The organism is Helicobacter pylori SA37A (assembly GCF_000476015.1).
GTDB lineage: Bacteria > Campylobacterota > Campylobacteria > Campylobacterales > Helicobacteraceae > Helicobacter > Helicobacter pylori_DB.
The window spans coordinates 1-17295 of record NZ_CBOO010000018.1; the positions used below are offsets into that span (position 1 = coordinate 1).

A 17295-nucleotide genomic window follows, 5' to 3' on the forward strand; every position below is an offset into this window, starting at 1 on the left:
GGGGCTGTAAGGATTTCAATATCTTTAATTTTAAAACAAGCCAAGCCTTTATCATAACTCTCTAAAGCACTGTGAAACCACCCCTTGCTAAAGCAAGGATCTTCCTAACTAAAGTACCCTAATAGACACTAACACGAAAGGCTTTATTCTTTAAAGTCTGTATAAATATTTCCTACCAAAAAACTGAAAAGTTAGTGTTTTTTAATGGGGGGTTTAGTGATTATTGGTCTTTTTAGTTCGTATTTTTCGTTTTGAGCGTTTTTTATCTTGTAGGCTATTTATAATTAGTCTATTTTTAAGTGAAACGATGAAATAGGGCTATTTTTAGCTCATTATTGGGGTATTTTGTTTTTAGTTGGAAGTTAGAATTCAAAATTCAAAAAAACTTCATTTCCCTTTCTAGATGCTAACCATTTAGCCAATCTAACTAGTTTAGCATCTAAAAGTGCATCTAACTTGAGTTAGCCATCTAACCTAAACAAAACCGCACAAGCGAATCGTTAGCGAGCATGGACAAAAGCACATCGCAGTTTGAAAGCGTAGGCGTTAGCCGAAGCTGTTTTGCGTTAGCAAATCAAACAAGATAGCGCAAACCTGGCGTTAGCCTAAAAAACCTCTAAAAACTAAAAATCCAAAATATGTAGCGCGTCATGCGCGTTGTTTTTAATTACATTTTTAAACAACCATGTTGTTTTTACATGTTTTACTCGCATGCGCGCGCGTGAGGGAATGGGGGTTGCAACCCCCTAAATAACGAAGCTGTAGGGTTTCTCATTTTTGGGGTGAAAATGAATAAAAGGGAACTTCTTACGAGTGATAACAGAACTTCTTACGAGTGATAACAGAACTTCTTACGAGTGATAACAGAACTTCTTTATTTTAAAGTTATGATTATTAACAATTTTTAGCTACGATAACAGCGTGCTAATAGTTTCACAAGTGCGGTATTTCCTATGTGCGACAAAATTTGGAGAAATTGGCTTGACTTGGTTAAGTTAGTGGGTTGGAGGATAGAGAGGGCGACACCTCGTTAGGAGGTATCACACCATGAAGCTATTATTCATGTTAGTACTAGTGCTTGTAATTCTCGCACCTTTACTTCACTAGGTTTATTAAAAGCTAATCCCTTGTTTATGGGGGTTGGCTCATTAATAGACATACTATCATGACTTGCACTATTATACCGAAACAAGGAGTATATAGTGGAATTTGATCAATTAGATTTACAAAAAGCGTTAAAAATATTAGATGCACTACCACAAACCATCAAAGAATTACTATCAAAGCATGAAATCAAAAAAGAAGAACTAAAACCCACTCTAAAAGAAAAACCCACACCAACAAAAGAGCCACAAACCACCCCCACACCATGCAAAGATTTAGTGGTTAGCGCCCCTAAAGATAAAACCTATATCACCTACCACAACAACGCTAATAAGGTTAATCTAGGGAAATTGAGCGAAAGGGAAGCTAATCTTTTATTCGCTATTTTTCAAAGGCTTAAAGATCAAGGGAACACCCTCATTCGTTTTGAACCGCAAGATTTGAAACGCATGATTATGGTCAAATCTAACTTAACCAACAGGCAATTATTGCAAGTCTTAAAAAATTTGCTTGACAACATAAGCGGTGCTAATTTTTGGATCATTAGAGAGCATGTTGAAAATGGCGAAGTCTATGAAGACCACACTAGCTACATGCTTTTCAAACAATTTGAAATCCGTATCCATAAGCCAACCCAAACTATAGAATACTTAGATGTCCAACTCAATGATAACTACCAATACTTGCTCAACAATCTAGGAATGGGAGGTCAATACACTTCTTTCAAACTTTTAGAATTTCAAAGAGTGAGGGGCAAATACGCTAAAACACTCTATCGCTTGCTCAAGCAATACAAAAGCACAGGGATTTTGAGCGTGGAATGGGGTCAATTCAGGGAACTTTTAGACATTCCAAAAGACTACAAAATGGAAAACATCGATCAAAAAGTCTTAACCCCATCTCTCAAAGAACTCAGAAAAATCTACCCTTTTGAGCACTTGAGCTATAAAAAAGAACGCAAAAGCCATGACAAGCGCAAGGTAACCCACATTGACTTTTATTTTGAGCAATTGCCTGAAGGCGAAACCAAGAAACAAAAACAAGCCGACAAGCAACGCGCTCAAAGAGACATCAAGCTCATAGCATGGGATATTCACAACCAAATCGCTAAAAGAAACGCAAAAGCCACTATGGAAGCTAGGTTTCTTGAATTGAAAACTTTGATCGGCTATCAGTTCAGGCACAATGACAGTGGGATCGTTTTAAAGATTGACAACACCACTTTTGAAAAAAATCAAATGTTTTTGCATGTTTCTTACCCTAAAAGCAAAAACAACCCCCAAAAATTCCTTGTGTCCAACAAGACATTCGCTTTGGAACTACTATATGTCAATGGATACAGCCTAAAAAAAGACAACTTGCTAGAAGAAATTGATCCCCCCAAAATCCACCCCATCACGAATGAACCTATCAAGGAATTTGCACAATACATTGGCAAAACGATTAACATCACCAACTTCAATGTGGATCAATGCCCTGAGGGGATTAACAACTACCTGAAAATCACTAGGATTGTGAAACTGAATGACAATCGGATCTGTATCTCAGTCCAAGATGTGGATAAGCCTGAGAAACTGCTCAAACCTTTCATCGCTAAAGATGAGAAACATTTGAAGAATTGGTTTAAGAAACACTACAGGTGAAAAGACAGATGCATGCTAACTAAATTTAGACACTAGGAACAAAGTAATGGACTATAAAGAATTGTTAGAATTTGATGATTACGCTATGGATCTGACCATTCGCATGGCACACCACAACTCCGCTATGGAGGGCAACAACCTGACTTTGGGCGATACAATGAGTATCTTAATAGACAGAAAGACCCCTATCAAGTCGGTGAGCTTGGATGAAGTGCATGAGATAGAAAATTATCGCAATTTTGTTCCCCTTATTTTAGAATTTTTAGAGAGAGATAAGATCATAGATGAACATTTGATTGGTCATTTCCATTCTGTTCTGATTCGTAATATCCTGCCTGATTTTGGAAAATTCAAAACCACTTATAATGAGATCATAGGGGCTAAAAAACCGACTGCAAGTCCAATAATGGTGCAACCTAGAATCAATAATCTGTGTTTGAAAATACAAGATGAAGTGCTATTGAATTTGAGCGGTGAAGAAAAAATAAAAAAGGTAGCAGAACACCACATAGAATTTGAAGAGATCCACCCTTTTAGTGATGGCAATGGCCGTACAGGAAGAGCCTTGATGTTCTACCAAACCATAAAAGCTAATTTAACGCCCTTTGTGATTGAAGTAAGCGCTAGAAGCGAATACATGCATGCTATGAGGGAACAAGACGCTAACGCTCTAGTTGGCATCATTAAGAACTGCCAAAAAATAGAACTAGAAAAGATTGAGCGATACGCTGCCATTTTGAAAGAAAGGCGAGCGGCAAATTTTTCTGTCAAAAAATCATGAGCACTTGAAAAATTGGTTCAAGAAATACTATCGTTAGAAAAAACACCATGATTGCCAAACTCATAGAAAAACTGAATTATGAAAGAAAGAATGCTATTAAAAATGGCATTTATCACTTGATCCAAATTAAATTTTCTTACAATTCTAATCGCATTGAGGGAAGCGGTTTGACTTATGAACAAACCGCTCATATTTTTGACAAATCCGTTCTCATAACTGAAAAAAATGCAAATATCAAACTTGATGATATTTTTGAAACTATCAATCATTTTGAATGCGTGAATTACTTGCTTGAAAGCTATCAAGAACCTTTGAGTTTAGAATACTTCAAGACTTTACACAAAATCTTGAAAAAGAATTGCTCTGATGAAGTTATTGGTGGTTTCAAAAAACGCCCTAATTTTGTAGGCGATAGCGCTACAACAAGACCCAAATTAGTTGAAAGCGAATTAACAAATCTTTTGCAACGCTACCACAGCCTGACTGCAACAAGTTTGGAAAACATCATAGATTTTCATGTGGCTTTTGAAAAGATACACCCTTTTAGCGATGGCAATGGTAGGGTGGGGCGATTAGTGATGTTCAAAGAATGTTTGAAAAACAATATCATGCCTTTCATCATAGAAAACGAACACAAAGCCTTTTACTACAGGGGCATCAAAGAATATGACAACACAAAAGGCTACTTGAAAGACACCACTTTGCAAAGTCAAGACAATTTCAATGAAATGGTTAGCTATTTCTTTTCTAAATAGTCTGTTTCAATCTCTATGACCGCTCATTATATTTTCTAACTCACTCTCTCAAAAATCCGTATTCATAGACTTTAGGCTGTAAATCTTTAGCTAAGTCTTTTAAAGCGTCTTGTAGGTTAGCGTAAAGCTGTTTGTAATAAGCATCTTTTGCTTTCACAGGTGGGTTTAACTTGCCTTGTGCGTTACGCCCTTGAAAAAATTCTTTAATATCATACAAGCTGGCATTAGCGTTATAGTCGTTCTTAGTGAAATCTTGGGCGTGGTAATAGCGATAGATTTCACGCCCTGCATTAATAACGCTTAAAGCATTCTCACTAAATTCTAAAGGCTTTCTTTCTTTTTTGGAGCTGTCAAAGAGATTGTTATTCTGTGTTTGTTCTTGTAATTTGACCTTTAAAAAGTCTAGTAACACATGACTAGCGCATCTTTCTTTAGCCCCAACTTCTTCTTCATCAAAGGGTATGAAGTGGTTTGTCCCTTGAGTGCTGGTAATGCGGTTTTTAGAATGAAAAAGCATGAAAATCAAACAATTGTTTTTAAACTCGCTGTCGTCTTGGAACGTATCGTCATAGGGAGCGTAAAATTGATCGTTGTGGTTTTGCCATGTGTGTTTGATGCAATGGCGGATGGAGAAATAGATCGCGCCGATTAGAAGGTTTGTCAGGGTTAAACCAAAAAAAGTAATGTTACGTTTAAGATTTTTATTGTTCGCTAGATTAACAAAATTATTGTTTTGAAAATCCACGCCAGCGCAATCAATAAATCCTAAAACATTAGAATTATTTATATTGTATTGCTTTAAATATTGATTTATATTTTTAACCTTATCCACTATCGGCTTAAAAGTTTTATACCCCAAAAATCCGCCAAGCGAGTCAAACACTTCTAAATTGAGCGCATTGGTTGGTTTTAAGGGGGGGGTAGCGGTATCCCACACCAAAAAGCCAATAGGGAATTGCCCTTTCACGTTATCAAAGCTATCCGCTGGCACCATAAACCCCTCTAAAAATTTAGCTTTAAAGATTTCTCTGAATTTTTTAAAATTGCTAGAATTGAGGTATTTGAGCGTTGAAAAACTCGCCATGATGCAGCCGTTCAATTCCTTATAAATGCGCATGAAAAATTGAGCGAAAAGCTCGTTATTGGCTTTATTTAATTCATCTTTATACTTTTCGCAAATAAGATTGCCCCTAGCCACTAAATCTTTATTCTTCCCTGTGCCGCTAGGCGTTTTAGCCGAAGTCGCTTCTGCATAAGGCGGGTTGATGTAAATGATGAGCTTTTTTCGTTTCTCTTGGTCTTTTAAGATTTCTTGCAAGCTTTTTGGCAACTTATCGCTGAAAAAATCATCGTTTAAAAAGTCAAATTGAAAGACATGATTTTCTAAAAGCTTCGCTCCATTTTTAATGCGTTCTTTCACGATTGACACATCGCTTTTATCCAAAGTAGAGAGGTATAAATTCGCTTTGTTAATTAAGCCACTCAGTAAATTACCAGTCCCCCCAGCACAATCCCAAATGATGTATTCATCTTGATAATCTTGCCCTAAGATTTTGGCTAAATATTCTTGGCTCTTTTCTACCCAAATCTTAGGGGTGAAAAACGCCCCCTTTCTTTCTCTAATATCATTTGAAACCAGTAAATCACGCCTTTCTATGATGTAGTCCCAAAATTCTCTTTTAGGTGGTCGTTCATAGATGTTCCAAAAGGTTTGGTGGGCTTTTTGCTTGTCGTTAAATGAAGTTTCATCAAAATTAAACGCCCCAAAATTATTTAACTTCTTATTGAATTTGTAATGATTGACTTTTAAAATGGTGTTAAGGCTTTCCAAAATGGTCTCATTACTCTCGCTTAATAAATCCGCTAAGTAAAAATCAGCGTCTAAAATGCCTTGTTTTCTAGCCTGTTGCCACTCAATTGAAATGCTAGACTTAACATGTTCTACCCATTTGAAATACACATGCACGAAATTATTCTTATCTACAGGAATTTTAGAGCGTTTAGAATAGTTAGAATAGAGTAAATTATCTTTAATAAAGGCTTTGAGTTCTTTATTTTGAGTTTCATAATCAAAGATTAAAGCTTCTTTTTCTAAGAGTGGAGTAAGCTCATTGAGTAGGTGTTTAAAACTCTCGGTGTTATGGTTGCTTGGAGTTACAGAAAAATCTATATCGCTTCGTGTAAAAATAAAATCCAGTTTGTGATATTCCACAAAAAGAAAACTAAACGCATCAAACGCCCCTAAATATGGTGGGGGGAAATGCGTATAAAACTTATGCTTACCTATGGTTAGAATGAGTTGGGCTAAAGATTTAAAAAGCTCGCTTTTACCTTTTTTGCCCTCAGCCCATAAAATCGGCTCAATCCATAAAGGCTTGCCTTTGTTCTTATGGCTGTAAGTGATGATAAAATCAATTTTATCTCCGCTAAAGTCAAAGTTTTCAAAAAAGGCTTTGGCTACACGAGATTTTAGGGGTTCTTCGCTTAGTTTTTTGAAATGGGTTAAATCCATTGTTATTCCTTGTTTGGTGTGTAAGTGTCCCACCACTTATCAATTGTAGGGCGCGATAGACCTAATTCCTTATGACAATCAATTTTTTTGCCTTGTGAGTTATTGATACGCCATAAAAAAATCTCGCTCTGTTTGCTGGGTCTACCATCTTTATTGTTCCAAGTCTTTCCCTGTCGACTCTGTTTGACATCTCTTATAGCTCTTGCTATTTCTAAGTGGTTTTCTTGAGTTTGATAATTTCGCCTATTCCTATCAATTCTTAACGCCGTAAGAATTTCAATATCTTTAATCTTAAAACAAGCCAATCCCTTATCGTAGCTCTCTAAAGCACTATAAACATCTCGCTTGGTTAGGGGGTTAGTGTGGGGTATATCTTTTAATTTTTCAAAAACTTCTAACATATCCTTTTCTAGCTCTTGCTTGGATACATCGCATTTGTAAGCATAAATAGCCATACACATCATAAAAAAATAACGATGCCCTCCCTTAGGCTCTTTGCAACGCTTTTTCCACCACTCATACACATCTTTTTTAATATGCCATTTCTTTTTTTCTCTTTGTTCGCCACTAACTATCACTCTCTCATACCATTCGGGAAATTTAATTTTAGTCTCTGCTAAGGTGTATTTGCTCGGTCTAAAACGCTTTAAAATATCCACTCTCTTGTCTTCTTTGACATATTGATTCATGTATTCCAAACTCACTCTATCGCCTGTTTTAAAGGCTATAATCTTATTGCCATGCTTTTCGTTAATACTCCCTACCATTCTAAAAGATTGATTGATTGACTGATATTGAGTTTCTTTTTCTTTACTAGTCTCTTTATAACGCCAAATATTGAATGTAAGAGCGTATTTATAAGCTTTAAGCTGGAGTTTGATATTTGGAAATAAATTTATAGGCTTATCAAACACATAATACACATGCAAACCTACCCCACTTAAAACAACAAAGGTAGGTCTAGGTATAGGCCAAAAATATCTGTTAGGCTCGTTTTTTTCACAATATTTAACCACTTCAAAAAAAGCGGTAATTTCTTTTAGTCCTACGCCATCTAAATCAAAAATTAAAGCGTTCATTTGTTGAGCATGAGCTAAGTCATTATGCCTACCCCTATAACTTAAGCCGCTACATAGCGTTAAATCGTTTTCTAAAACAAATTCGGCATAATCATCGCCCCAAGTGTCTTTAAGCATTATACGGCGTTTTAAAGCTGGTTTATCGGTATCATTTAGAGTTGTCTTTAAGTCTTTATACAAAAACACAGCATTTGGCTTAGAAAAATCCTTATTCATTTCACCCTTACTCTCACAATTAGGAAAAATAAAACTATAAAAATCCTCCCCATTGCTCCATTCTTCATAATCATTGTAAGTCAAAAAATTAAAACACTCCCAATAATCTTTTAACATTCCATGACCTCCAACCTATCATTTCATTTAGAAATTCACTTTTATTGTTATTTTTTCTTAAAATTTAACTTTTTTTTAAAACAATAAATACCATTAAATAAAAAACCACATGATATTGCCTTACAAGTCCCATGTAATCGGAATACTAGAGCTACGCTCTAGTTACATATTTACCGCCAGCTAAAGCTGGCACTAGGGGGCTTATCTTTTATCAATATTGTTTTTTTACATTTTAGCGTAAATTTAAAATTTTTGAGTAGAGTAGAACATAAATTACAAGTTTTAAATGGGTGTATGGCTTTGAATTTATATAACGACAATTTGAAACCATTAAACAACGATACGGCTCTCTTAGAACAATACAAAATTGCCATTAATTCAGCTGAAAAAATCAGTGATAGGCGAGCAACAGCAAATAATTTTTTTATAGCTCTTAATAGTGTGCTTTTTTCATTGAATAATATTGATAAATTGAAATCGTTTGATGATTTTTTTAGCACAATATTATTATGTTTTTCTATTCTAATCTGCTTGGTTTGGATACGACTACTAAAACACTATAAGGAAATGAATGGTGTTAAATTTGAAATTATTAACTCAATAGAGCAAAAATTACCATGCAATTTCTGTCAATACGAATGGCATTTGCTACAAAGAAATGCCAAAAAGAAAAAAGAGTTCACTAGATTTGAAAACTATATCCCTCAAATTTTTATAGGGTTATATATTTTTGTTTTTAGTTATCATATCTCTTCATTCCAAAAAATATTAGAGATATTAAAATATATAATTTGTTAATTTGTAATTTCTTTATCTAATTGCATCTTTAATTGAGCCAGAGTTCCAACCAACAACGCAATCTGCATTCTCTTTTACAAATTGCGAAGTGCGTTCGCTCCCCCAGTATTCTACAGCTATGATTTTCTTATTCAAATTCTTAGCTATTTCAACTTCTTTTCTTATCCACTTGCTATAAGTTGCATAAACACCAGCTAGAACAATTACGCACGAACATCGTTTAATTTTTTTCTCAATAGCATTATATAATTCTTTATCTGTTCTGTTTGTAGGTATGGGATTATCTTTGGAAACAGACCAGTCTTCAAACTCTAATTCTAATTCTGTTTTTTTCAACAGATTGAGTAGCTTATTGTAATGATTGTCATATTTCCAAGAATGGCTAATAAAAATCTTATATTCTTTCATTATTACTCCTTATAATTTTTTAATGTTTTTTAGATTATAACACAGCTATCAATAATGCAATTATCGCCCATACCCACGACTATAACTTCTCTCGTTTTCTATTTTTTGATTGTGTTCTCTAATCTTTCTATCCAGTTGTGTTGTTTTTGCATGAAGTTCTCTTGTTTCTTGTTCCATTCGCTTTGAAAGTCGCTCATTTGTTCTTTGAAAGAAGTCTCTAATTCGTTCTTTTGCGTTTGTGTAGAAGCTTCTAATTGCATTAATTGTGTCTCGTGTTCTTGTGTAAATTCCGTGTAAGATTGTTCTAGCTCTTGTTTGAGAGTTGTTTCTAAGTTCTCTAATTGTGTCTGTAGTGTCTTGTATTGAGCTTGTGAAGTCTCTTGCTCTTTGATTTGAATATTCTGTAATTCTTGTTGTAAAATCTGTTCGCACATTGTCTGTAAATCGTTTTTGAGCGAGATTTCTTTCTGTTCTAAGGTTTGCATCACTTGCTGTAATTCGGCTCTCTCTGTCGTTTCTAAGGATTGAAATTTCTTTAGTAGCGTGTTGTGTGTTTGAAGTAGCGTTTCGTAGCTCTCTTTCAAGTTCAAGGTTTCTGCCTCTAATTTCAAGTAATCGTTGCTTAGCGTTTGAAATTCTGCTGTAACTTTCTCTAGCTTGGTTAATAACTCGTTCTTGTCGTTCTCTAAACTTGCTATCTCGCTGTTCTTTGCTTGCAGTAAGCTTTCTTTCTCGTTCTGCAAGTTCTCTACTTCTTTGATTAAAGCGTTCTGTAGCTTGTTTAAGTGTTCGTTCTGCATTGCTTTCCCTTAATTCTCGTTCTTGTGCTGTAGGTAAAATTCCTTGAAAGCTTTGTTCTCTTTCTCTAGCTCCTTGTTCTCTTGTTCTATTCTCTCTATTTTCTGTTTTAATTTTCTCATTTTGAATGAATGCTCTAATTGGTCTTTGGTTGGGGGTGTTGTAATGTTGTGATAAATCAATATCAATAATCCCATGATTACTACTCCCCCTATAAAAGTTAGAATTGGTATCAAGGTTTTCTTGGTTAGGCTCTCGGTTAAATTTTTGCGAATTTGTCTCTTTATCTCTTGTAAATCCTCTTGTATAGTTTCCTTGTATTTCTTGTTGGCTTTCTCTAGCTCTAGGTGGCTGTTCTTTAAGGTCTCTTGGGTTGCTTGGATCAGCTTGGTGTAATCTTTCATAGTAGCGTTGTTTGTATTCAATGTGTCTGTGTAGCTTGTTTTCAAGCTCTCGCAAAAGTTCTGCGTGATTACTTTGATAATTTGGGCGTTCTCGTTGGCTCTCTCGCTGTCTAACTTCGCTAAGTTGATCTCTAATGTCTGTAATACTTCTAAATGTTTCATGGTAGTAAAATCCTTTCAATCGTTTGGCTTTAGGTTCGTTGGGTAACTTGACACTAATATAATCCTTGCCTTGTCTAGTAACTTCACACTGATTATCTTTTAAAAAATTGATGATGTCATCTCGGCTGTTAAATAGCTTTCCTAAGTTGTCTTGTATGAGTTTGTCTAGTTTTTCATAGGTTGCTAAAAGTTCTTTGCCTTGTGGGGTCTTTGTGTTGTGGCATTGCATGTTGTGTTGTTTTTCTAAGTCTTTAGGGTTAGTAAAGACATGTTTTAGATTGATATAATCCTTCCAAATGTCAATGCGTGTAATGTCAGCACTATGATAGTAAGGGGTAAAGGCTTTTTGAGTTATCAAATCAATTCTAGGTATAACAAAATTTAACTCCAAACGCCCCTTATCTGTGTGTTCTACCCATAAAATATTGTAGCGATTTTGCATGCTTTCTGTGAGTAGGGCATTTTCAAAGCTTTCCATAAGTTCGTATTTTAAACTCTCATCAATATTTGACTCTTCAAAGGATAAGCACCCTACGCATGCCTTGTGTTTTTGAGTAAGAGAGAGTAGAAGGCTTTTAGTTAGATTAGCATCGCCTTTTAAAACTTTGGCTGTGCCTTGCTTTACTCTTTCATTAAGCAAGTAATTAACGCTCCCATCACCATCACCACCCCCTTGATTAATGCCCCAAAATTTAACCAACATACTTGGATCTTATTTGTTCTAACTGGTAACTGATTTCTATGAGTTGTTCTAAACCTAATCTATCCCATGCCCCTTTATTAATGTTGAGACATTTAGCGATTTGATTTAAATTGTTTCCCCACTTAGCTAATTCAATAACTAGTTCTTTATTAGCAATCGCTTTTTGTTTTTTAGATTTTGTTGGAGTTTGTGAGTTTTGAGTTAAAAGAGAGTTTAAAACTAGTTGAGAGAAGTTTAAATTTTTTTCTTGCATTTGAGTTTGGATAGTTTGCCATTGTTCTTTAGATAGCCTAAGACTTTTAATAATTTGTTTGTTTATATTCACTTGTTCCCTTATTTGATTTTTAGGGGGTCAAGGGGGATTACCCCATTGCAAGCTATTTTGTAATCTTGTATTACAAAATATATGCTTGCCCCTTTTAATTGTAGTTTAGCATAGATTGACTGAGTTTTAGATATAATGGGATTACAATGTTGTTTAACACAAGGAGCTGAGATGTTGAAAGATGTAGAAGTAGGGGTTAAATTTTATAAGGAGCTTGGCAAATTAGAAAAACAATTAGCTAAATATCAAAATAAGGTTTTAGAAATTAAAACACAAATGAAAGAGATTAAAAAGCGATATTCTCAAGCTAAGAAAGAGGAGAAAAAATCTAAAAATTTAGAGACTTTACAAGCGATAAAAGATGTAGAAAGTGGGGCTAATTTTACAAAAATTGATAGTTTAGATGAGCTTACAAATGAGTTAAAAAGAGAGATACATGCTGGATATTGAATACCACAATATGTTTAGAAAAGACTACAAAAAGTATCTCAAAAATAGCTTTGATAGTAAGCTACTTGATGAAGTGGTTTTAGAATTAAGACAACAAAAACCACTAGCTCCAAAGCATAAAGACCACATATTAAAAGGCGAGTTGTATCCTTGTAGAGAATGCCACATTAGACCTGATGTTTTGTTGGTTTATATAGTCAAAAATAACACTCTTTGGTTGCTTAGGTTAGGTAGTCATAGTGAGTTGTTTTAGAATAGACATACTTCAAAAAGGTTTTAAAAATGTATGCTTTAGCGTTTGATTTAAAGATTGAGATTTTAAAAAAATATGGCGACAATAAACCTAATGATGATTTAAGGCAAGAATTAGAATATTTCATGGTTTAATGGACTCAAGGGAGTGCTTATATTAGTCATTCTAAAGAAAACATTCTAGAACGAGTCTATAGAGCAATTAATAAACTATCTCAAATTAAGTAGTTTAAAAAAACTGTTAGTGGTATTAGGGGTATTAGAGCGTTTAAGTTTGTAACTAAAATAAATGTTTATTGTTAAAATAGTTAAATTTTTAATAACAAGTCTAAACAATAATATAACTTTTAATATAAAATAATTCCATCAAGTTGTTTTTTTGTGATTTTTACATTAAAGGAGATTCTATAATGAACAAAAAACAAACAATTGTAAAAAAATCGCTTTCAAAAAAATATTCTAATAAGCCATTATCAATTGCTTACTATAATAGCAATGATAAGAACTATTTTATTAAAGATTCTGCATTGGTTATTAGTGCTGGGAGATGTTCTTCCACAAGTAGTAGTTGTTGCTGTTGTTGTGGTGGTCATGGAGAGTAAATGTTTTCCAAAAAAGTCTTTCAAGTTCTTCCCACATTAAAATGTAATATTATTGAATCTAATAAGGTTCAATTGCGGTTTCCGAATTCTCAGTGTTTAACAATAGATTATAATTCAAAAGTAATATCTAGAATATTAAATTACAAAGGTTCTCAAAATAAAAATGCTTGGATTACATACATGAAGCAAAGTGGTGTATATAACCCCGATCAGCTATTTGATCTATTTACCAATATAGGTGCGTTGTGTATTAATGAAGATAATGAAATTAGTGAAATCATTGATGCAAACCTATTGTTTGAATCCCATAGAACATACTTAGTTAGAAACACCATTTTAAATATACCACATTTTAAAACAATACAAATTGTTGGTGAAGGCGAGTTATTTTCTTTATGTATAAAATACATGAAAAACTATACAAAAATTAAAGTAAGCCATAATAATCCAGATATTGTTTTAATTTGCTCAGATACTGACAACATTGATTATTTGAAAAGTAAATGGAATATCTCTTATAACAGCCAATTAAAATTAGTTTTTTGGTGTGACAACGAAATGATACGCTTAGGACCTATTCATGTTAGAGATGAAAGTGCCTGTTTTGAGTGCTACCTTAAGAGAAGTTTGGCAAGCTCTCATTTTAAAGAAGAAATGCTCTCATTTAATAGAAATGGGGATACAAGACTCCATAAAATTGCTCTAGGATCGTGCGTTAAATCTTTAGCCACCTATATATTCCTAAGAACATTACGACTTATTCACCTAAGGCAATTTCATATTTTAAAACCAGGTTTACTAGAAAGTTGGAACATTATCAACGGAACTTATTCAAATAAGATTGTATTACGAAATACATTTTGTGATTATTGTTCAAAAAATACACCAAAACGTGCCATTAGGGATATGATTTAATGTTAAAAATATGCGAACTATTAGATTTATTACTAGATTTTGAATGTGGGTTGATTACCTATATAACAGAAATACCAACACAACATTTAGAACCATTAATCCAAATTTATGTCGCTGAATTTCAAAATCCATGTTCTCTAACATCAAATGATAGAGTAATGCCAATTACAAACCGACAAGTTTCTGGTGCTGGATTAACAAAAGAAGAAGCTTTATTGGCAACAATTGGAGAAGCATTGGAACGCTATAGCATCTCTCAATCAGCACATATAAATAGTATTTATGACTATCCATCTAACCTATATGGAGCTAAAGAATTTCTAGAAACCTTTATTTTATTTTCCGAACATGATTACAAGAAAAAAACAGCTCCTTTTAAAAAACCAAATTTAAATAACCCAATCCATTTTGTTGCTGCCAAAAATCTAAGCACAGGACAAGAGCATTTTGTCCCTCGTAGTCTTGTTTTTATGGATGATGAAGGATGCAATAGATTCGACAAAACTTACAGCACTGGAACAGCTTGTCATATAGATAGAGAGAAAGCCATTTTCTCTAGTCTTTGCGAACTAATTGAACGCGATGTCTATGCATGCTATTGGCTCTGTGGAATTACTCCATTATGCCTAAACAATTGTTTTGTATTAAGTCAACTACCAAATGAGTTTTCTGAAGAAATTTTAAGAACCGGATTAAGTATTAAAACATTTGCTTTAATGAACCAATTTGAAATTCCTGTCATTGCTTGTACTATAACAGCAAAAGATGGTGGCATTGCAACCGGATGTTCTTGTCATACTAATGTAAAACAAGCACTAAAAAAAGCTATGATTGAGGCTTTCCACACATTCAATTGGTGCCTAGAAATGAAAAGAAGTAAATTAGAAATCAAGAAAATAACTGATATTGATAATTTTAAAGATCATGTCTCATGGTATCTTAGATTAGATCGCAGTTCTCAATATCTTTGGCATACCCAACAATCCTATGAACTATTAGATTTTCCTACAGAATGGAGTAACATATCTGACAATAATAATACGGAAACACTTATTCAAAAACTTGTAAAAAATCAATTCATCCCACTAGCCATAGATGTTGCAATGCCAGATGTAAAATCATTAGGTTTTGAAATTATCCGATGTATGGCTAGTGGACTACAACCTTTATATGCTGGACAATCTTTTATCCATACTAACAAGCGTAGACTTTCTTGTTTTTTTAATTTTTTACAAAAAAAATCTTTAGAACATAGTGAATATCAATTTCTCCACATAGGAAGCAGACTTAATTTAAATAGAAACCCCCACTGTTTTCCATAGGATACTTAATCATGATAAAGAAATACATTACACCAACTAGCTTTGAAACATCAGAACTCAATGATATTATGGATTTTCATAACCAAACTAAATTATATCCTATCAGTTCTATGGAAACAGCACTAAAAACAGGATGTTATACTGATTCAAAACGAGGTTCTGAAGAATTATCAAAAAACTATCATGTTATGCCTTCTAAACATACAGAAGTAATCGATATCAAGATACCAAAAAACTTTGTAAAAGCCATAAATAAAAGGCGATCAAGTTATCAATTTAGCCAAAAAGCTCCATTTGATCGCACATCTATTCTCAAGGCTCTCAAAACATGTGCAATCAATAAAAAAGTTCGATCTTCAGTGGATCATAACATTGTTTTTTATAAAAGACCTTATCCATCTCCAGGAGCTTTATATCCATCAGAAATTTATATTCTAGAGCACAATGACACATCCTATAACCTTAAGCATTTCAATGCTATTCAATCTACATTGCACACTTTAATTGAAAAAATACCTATTAGTGAGATAAGTCATTGTTGCTGTATGGGTAATAATCTTTTGGCACATAATGCACAAGGTGCTATTCTTATCTCATCGGTATGGGAACGTACAGTTGTTAAGTATGGTTTTAGCGGTTATAGACTCGCACTTATTGAAATAGGAATTATCGCCCAACAACTCACATTAATACTGACTGATTTGGGAGTATCAACCTTGCATTGGACAAGTTTTTATGATGATAAAGTTAGCTCACTCATCAAAGCCGACTTTAAAACAGAATCTATATGCCACATGATTTGGTATGGAGGATCCCTTGATAAGGAAAATTAGTCCACAAACAATATTAGACAAATTACAGCTTAATCAAAATAATTATGAAAATCAAATCCCACCAAGATATCTAGATTCATTAAAATGTATATTGCATTCCAACTTATATGGGTACTACTTAGCTAAAAAAACATATATTCTAAGCAACTATACATTAAAGCAAAAAGATCTAAATGATTGCTCCTTGCTATATAATCGATGTAAAAATATTAGCCAACATCTACAAAAAACATTATCAAATACAAGAATCATTATTTTATGCAAAAAATCAAAACATCAATTTTGCTTGCATTTTGGAAACTCGATCGCACTAGCTCTCATCTCTAGAAATAGCCAACAATTTCACAAAGATTTTTGCCACGAAGTGTCCCATTTATTTGCATTAAGCAACAATAAATATATAGATGAGGGTATTGCTGTGTTTACTGAAAAAGTAGCTCTACTATTTGATAATTTTGAAGAAATCTTAAAAAATAAAATATGGCTTATATCTCAAACAGCTCACCGTGCAAATAAATATAATCCGTACACCTACGGTTGCACTGCTATTGCTAGTGTAATTCTAGATAACTACAAAAACATTAAACCTTTTTTAGATCAGTGTAAACAAGCTTCATTAAAAAAAAGCATAGAATTAATGCATCTAGCCATTCAAAAGCATTTTAAGAAACAACCAACCGCTCCAAAAAAATTAGAAAATCCAAACCATGAGTATTTTTTAGGAAACATCCATTCTTTTTTAAAACATGTATCTTATATACTAACAAAATCAGTCAATATTTTAAATTTTCAAGATTGGCTCAATCTAACTAGATGCACCTTTCTAGCACCTGTTAATCAAACAGCAAAACAATTGACAAAATCATTCCAATCTACCCATCATTCACCACCATATGATAAAATCGCATGGCTTTTTAAAATCATAAATAAAATACACAATATAAAATCAATTAAAAATAGTCAAAAAATAGCAGAACGAACAAGAAAAATTATTTTAGAAATTAGTTACAATACACAAGATGAACAAATTGGAAATGATGTACTTTTGATGATAGAAATCCTAGAAAAATATATACCAAATACAGCACAAAAATCCATTTTAAAAGGCTACTATAA

The 17295-nt window shown here is 33.5% G+C and carries 16 protein-coding genes and 1 pseudogene; 12 read left to right on the forward strand and 5 right to left on the reverse strand.

Translation table 11 applies throughout. The annotated features are described in order from the left end of the window. The first annotated feature begins 1202 nt into the window (after window positions 1–1202). Genes QT76_RS07130 through QT76_RS07140 form a run of 3 tightly spaced genes read left to right on the forward strand, consistent with a single transcriptional unit; the run spans window position 1203 to window position 4283 of the window. A complete protein-coding gene (locus QT76_RS07130) occupies window positions 1203–2747 on the forward strand; it encodes a replication initiation protein (protein ID WP_033617183.1) in 1545 nt (514 codons plus the stop codon). A 46-nt stretch (window positions 2748–2793) separates the two neighbouring features. Next, window positions 2794–3528: a Fic family protein gene (locus QT76_RS07135; protein ID WP_033617184.1), complete on the forward strand. Its 735-nt coding sequence runs from the start codon at window positions 2794–2796 to the stop codon at window positions 3526–3528. A 47-nt stretch (window positions 3529–3575) separates the two neighbouring features. Further along, complete coding sequence (locus tag QT76_RS07140; RefSeq protein ID WP_033617185.1) at window positions 3576–4283, forward strand: Fic family protein; 708 nt, start codon at window positions 3576–3578, stop codon at window positions 4281–4283. A gap of 40 nt (window positions 4284–4323) precedes the next feature. On the opposite strand, the gene QT76_RS07145 is transcribed toward QT76_RS07140, so the two are convergent. Further along, window positions 4324–6795 (reverse strand): hypothetical protein, encoded by a 2472-nt coding sequence (locus tag QT76_RS07145; protein WP_033617186.1) that lies wholly within the window; start codon window positions 6793–6795, stop codon window positions 4324–4326. A 2-nt stretch (window positions 6796–6797) separates the two neighbouring features. After that, entirely contained in the window at window positions 6798–8207 is a 1410-nt protein-coding gene (locus tag QT76_RS07150; protein WP_033617187.1) for a hypothetical protein, read from the reverse strand. A gap of 294 nt (window positions 8208–8501) precedes the next feature. Between QT76_RS07150 and QT76_RS07155 the strand changes: the two genes are divergently transcribed. Beyond that, complete coding sequence (locus tag QT76_RS07155; RefSeq protein ID WP_050578770.1) at window positions 8502–9005, forward strand: RipA family octameric membrane protein; 504 nt, start codon at window positions 8502–8504, stop codon at window positions 9003–9005. A 12-nt stretch (window positions 9006–9017) separates the two neighbouring features. Here QT76_RS07155 and QT76_RS07160 read toward each other — a convergent pair whose 3' ends face one another. Genes QT76_RS07160 through QT76_RS07170 form a run of 3 tightly spaced genes read right to left on the reverse strand, consistent with a single transcriptional unit; the run spans window position 9018 to window position 11805 of the window. Then, window positions 9018–9413, reverse strand: a complete 396-nt coding sequence (locus tag QT76_RS07160; RefSeq protein WP_033617188.1) for a TIR domain-containing protein — start codon at window positions 9411–9413, stop codon at window positions 9018–9020. 60 nt (window positions 9414–9473) lie between these two features. After that, complete coding sequence (locus QT76_RS07165; RefSeq protein WP_033617189.1) at window positions 9474–11480, reverse strand: relaxase/mobilization nuclease domain-containing protein; 2007 nt, start codon at window positions 11478–11480, stop codon at window positions 9474–9476. After that, on the reverse strand, window positions 11470–11805 hold the full coding sequence (locus tag QT76_RS07170; RefSeq protein ID WP_033617190.1) for a plasmid mobilization protein: 336 nt from the start codon (window positions 11803–11805) through the stop codon (window positions 11470–11472). The genes QT76_RS07165 and QT76_RS07170 overlap by 11 nt, the downstream gene beginning before the upstream one ends. Window positions 11806–11976: 171 nt before the next feature. Between QT76_RS07170 and QT76_RS07175 the strand changes: the two genes are divergently transcribed. The 8 genes and pseudogenes from QT76_RS07175 to QT76_RS07205 form a co-directional block, all read left to right on the forward strand. Next, window positions 11977–12255 (forward strand): hypothetical protein, encoded by a 279-nt coding sequence (locus tag QT76_RS07175; protein ID WP_033617191.1) that lies wholly within the window; start codon window positions 11977–11979, stop codon window positions 12253–12255. Beyond that, window positions 12242–12508: a type II toxin-antitoxin system YafQ family toxin gene (locus QT76_RS07180; RefSeq protein ID WP_033617192.1), complete on the forward strand. Its 267-nt coding sequence runs from the start codon at window positions 12242–12244 to the stop codon at window positions 12506–12508. The genes QT76_RS07175 and QT76_RS07180 overlap by 14 nt, the downstream gene beginning before the upstream one ends. A gap of 29 nt (window positions 12509–12537) precedes the next feature. Next, window positions 12538–12732, forward strand: a pseudogene (vapD, locus tag QT76_RS07185) (endoribonuclease VapD); the annotation flags it as partial. 185 nt (window positions 12733–12917) lie between these two features. Further along, complete coding sequence (locus QT76_RS08155) at window positions 12918–13109, forward strand: hypothetical protein (RefSeq protein WP_001941815.1); 192 nt, start codon at window positions 12918–12920, stop codon at window positions 13107–13109. Beyond that, window positions 13110–14024 carry a hypothetical protein gene (locus QT76_RS07190; protein WP_033617193.1) on the forward strand — a complete coding sequence of 305 codons (915 nt, stop codon included), beginning with the start codon at window positions 13110–13112 and terminating at the stop codon, window positions 14022–14024. It abuts the gene before it with no gap. Further along, window positions 14024–15346, forward strand: coding sequence for a YcaO-like family protein (locus QT76_RS07195; protein WP_000912283.1), 1323 nt, complete (start codon window positions 14024–14026; stop codon window positions 15344–15346). Before QT76_RS07190 ends, QT76_RS07195 begins: the two co-directional genes overlap by 1 nt. 11 nt (window positions 15347–15357) lie before the next feature. Then, window positions 15358–16179, forward strand: a complete 822-nt coding sequence (locus QT76_RS07200; protein WP_000592968.1) for a SagB/ThcOx family dehydrogenase — start codon at window positions 15358–15360, stop codon at window positions 16177–16179. Next, window positions 16163–17295, forward strand: a 1133-nt coding sequence (locus QT76_RS07205) for a hypothetical protein (protein ID WP_229306578.1), incomplete at its 3' end; no start/stop codon positions are given. The genes QT76_RS07200 and QT76_RS07205, both read left to right, overlap by 17 nt.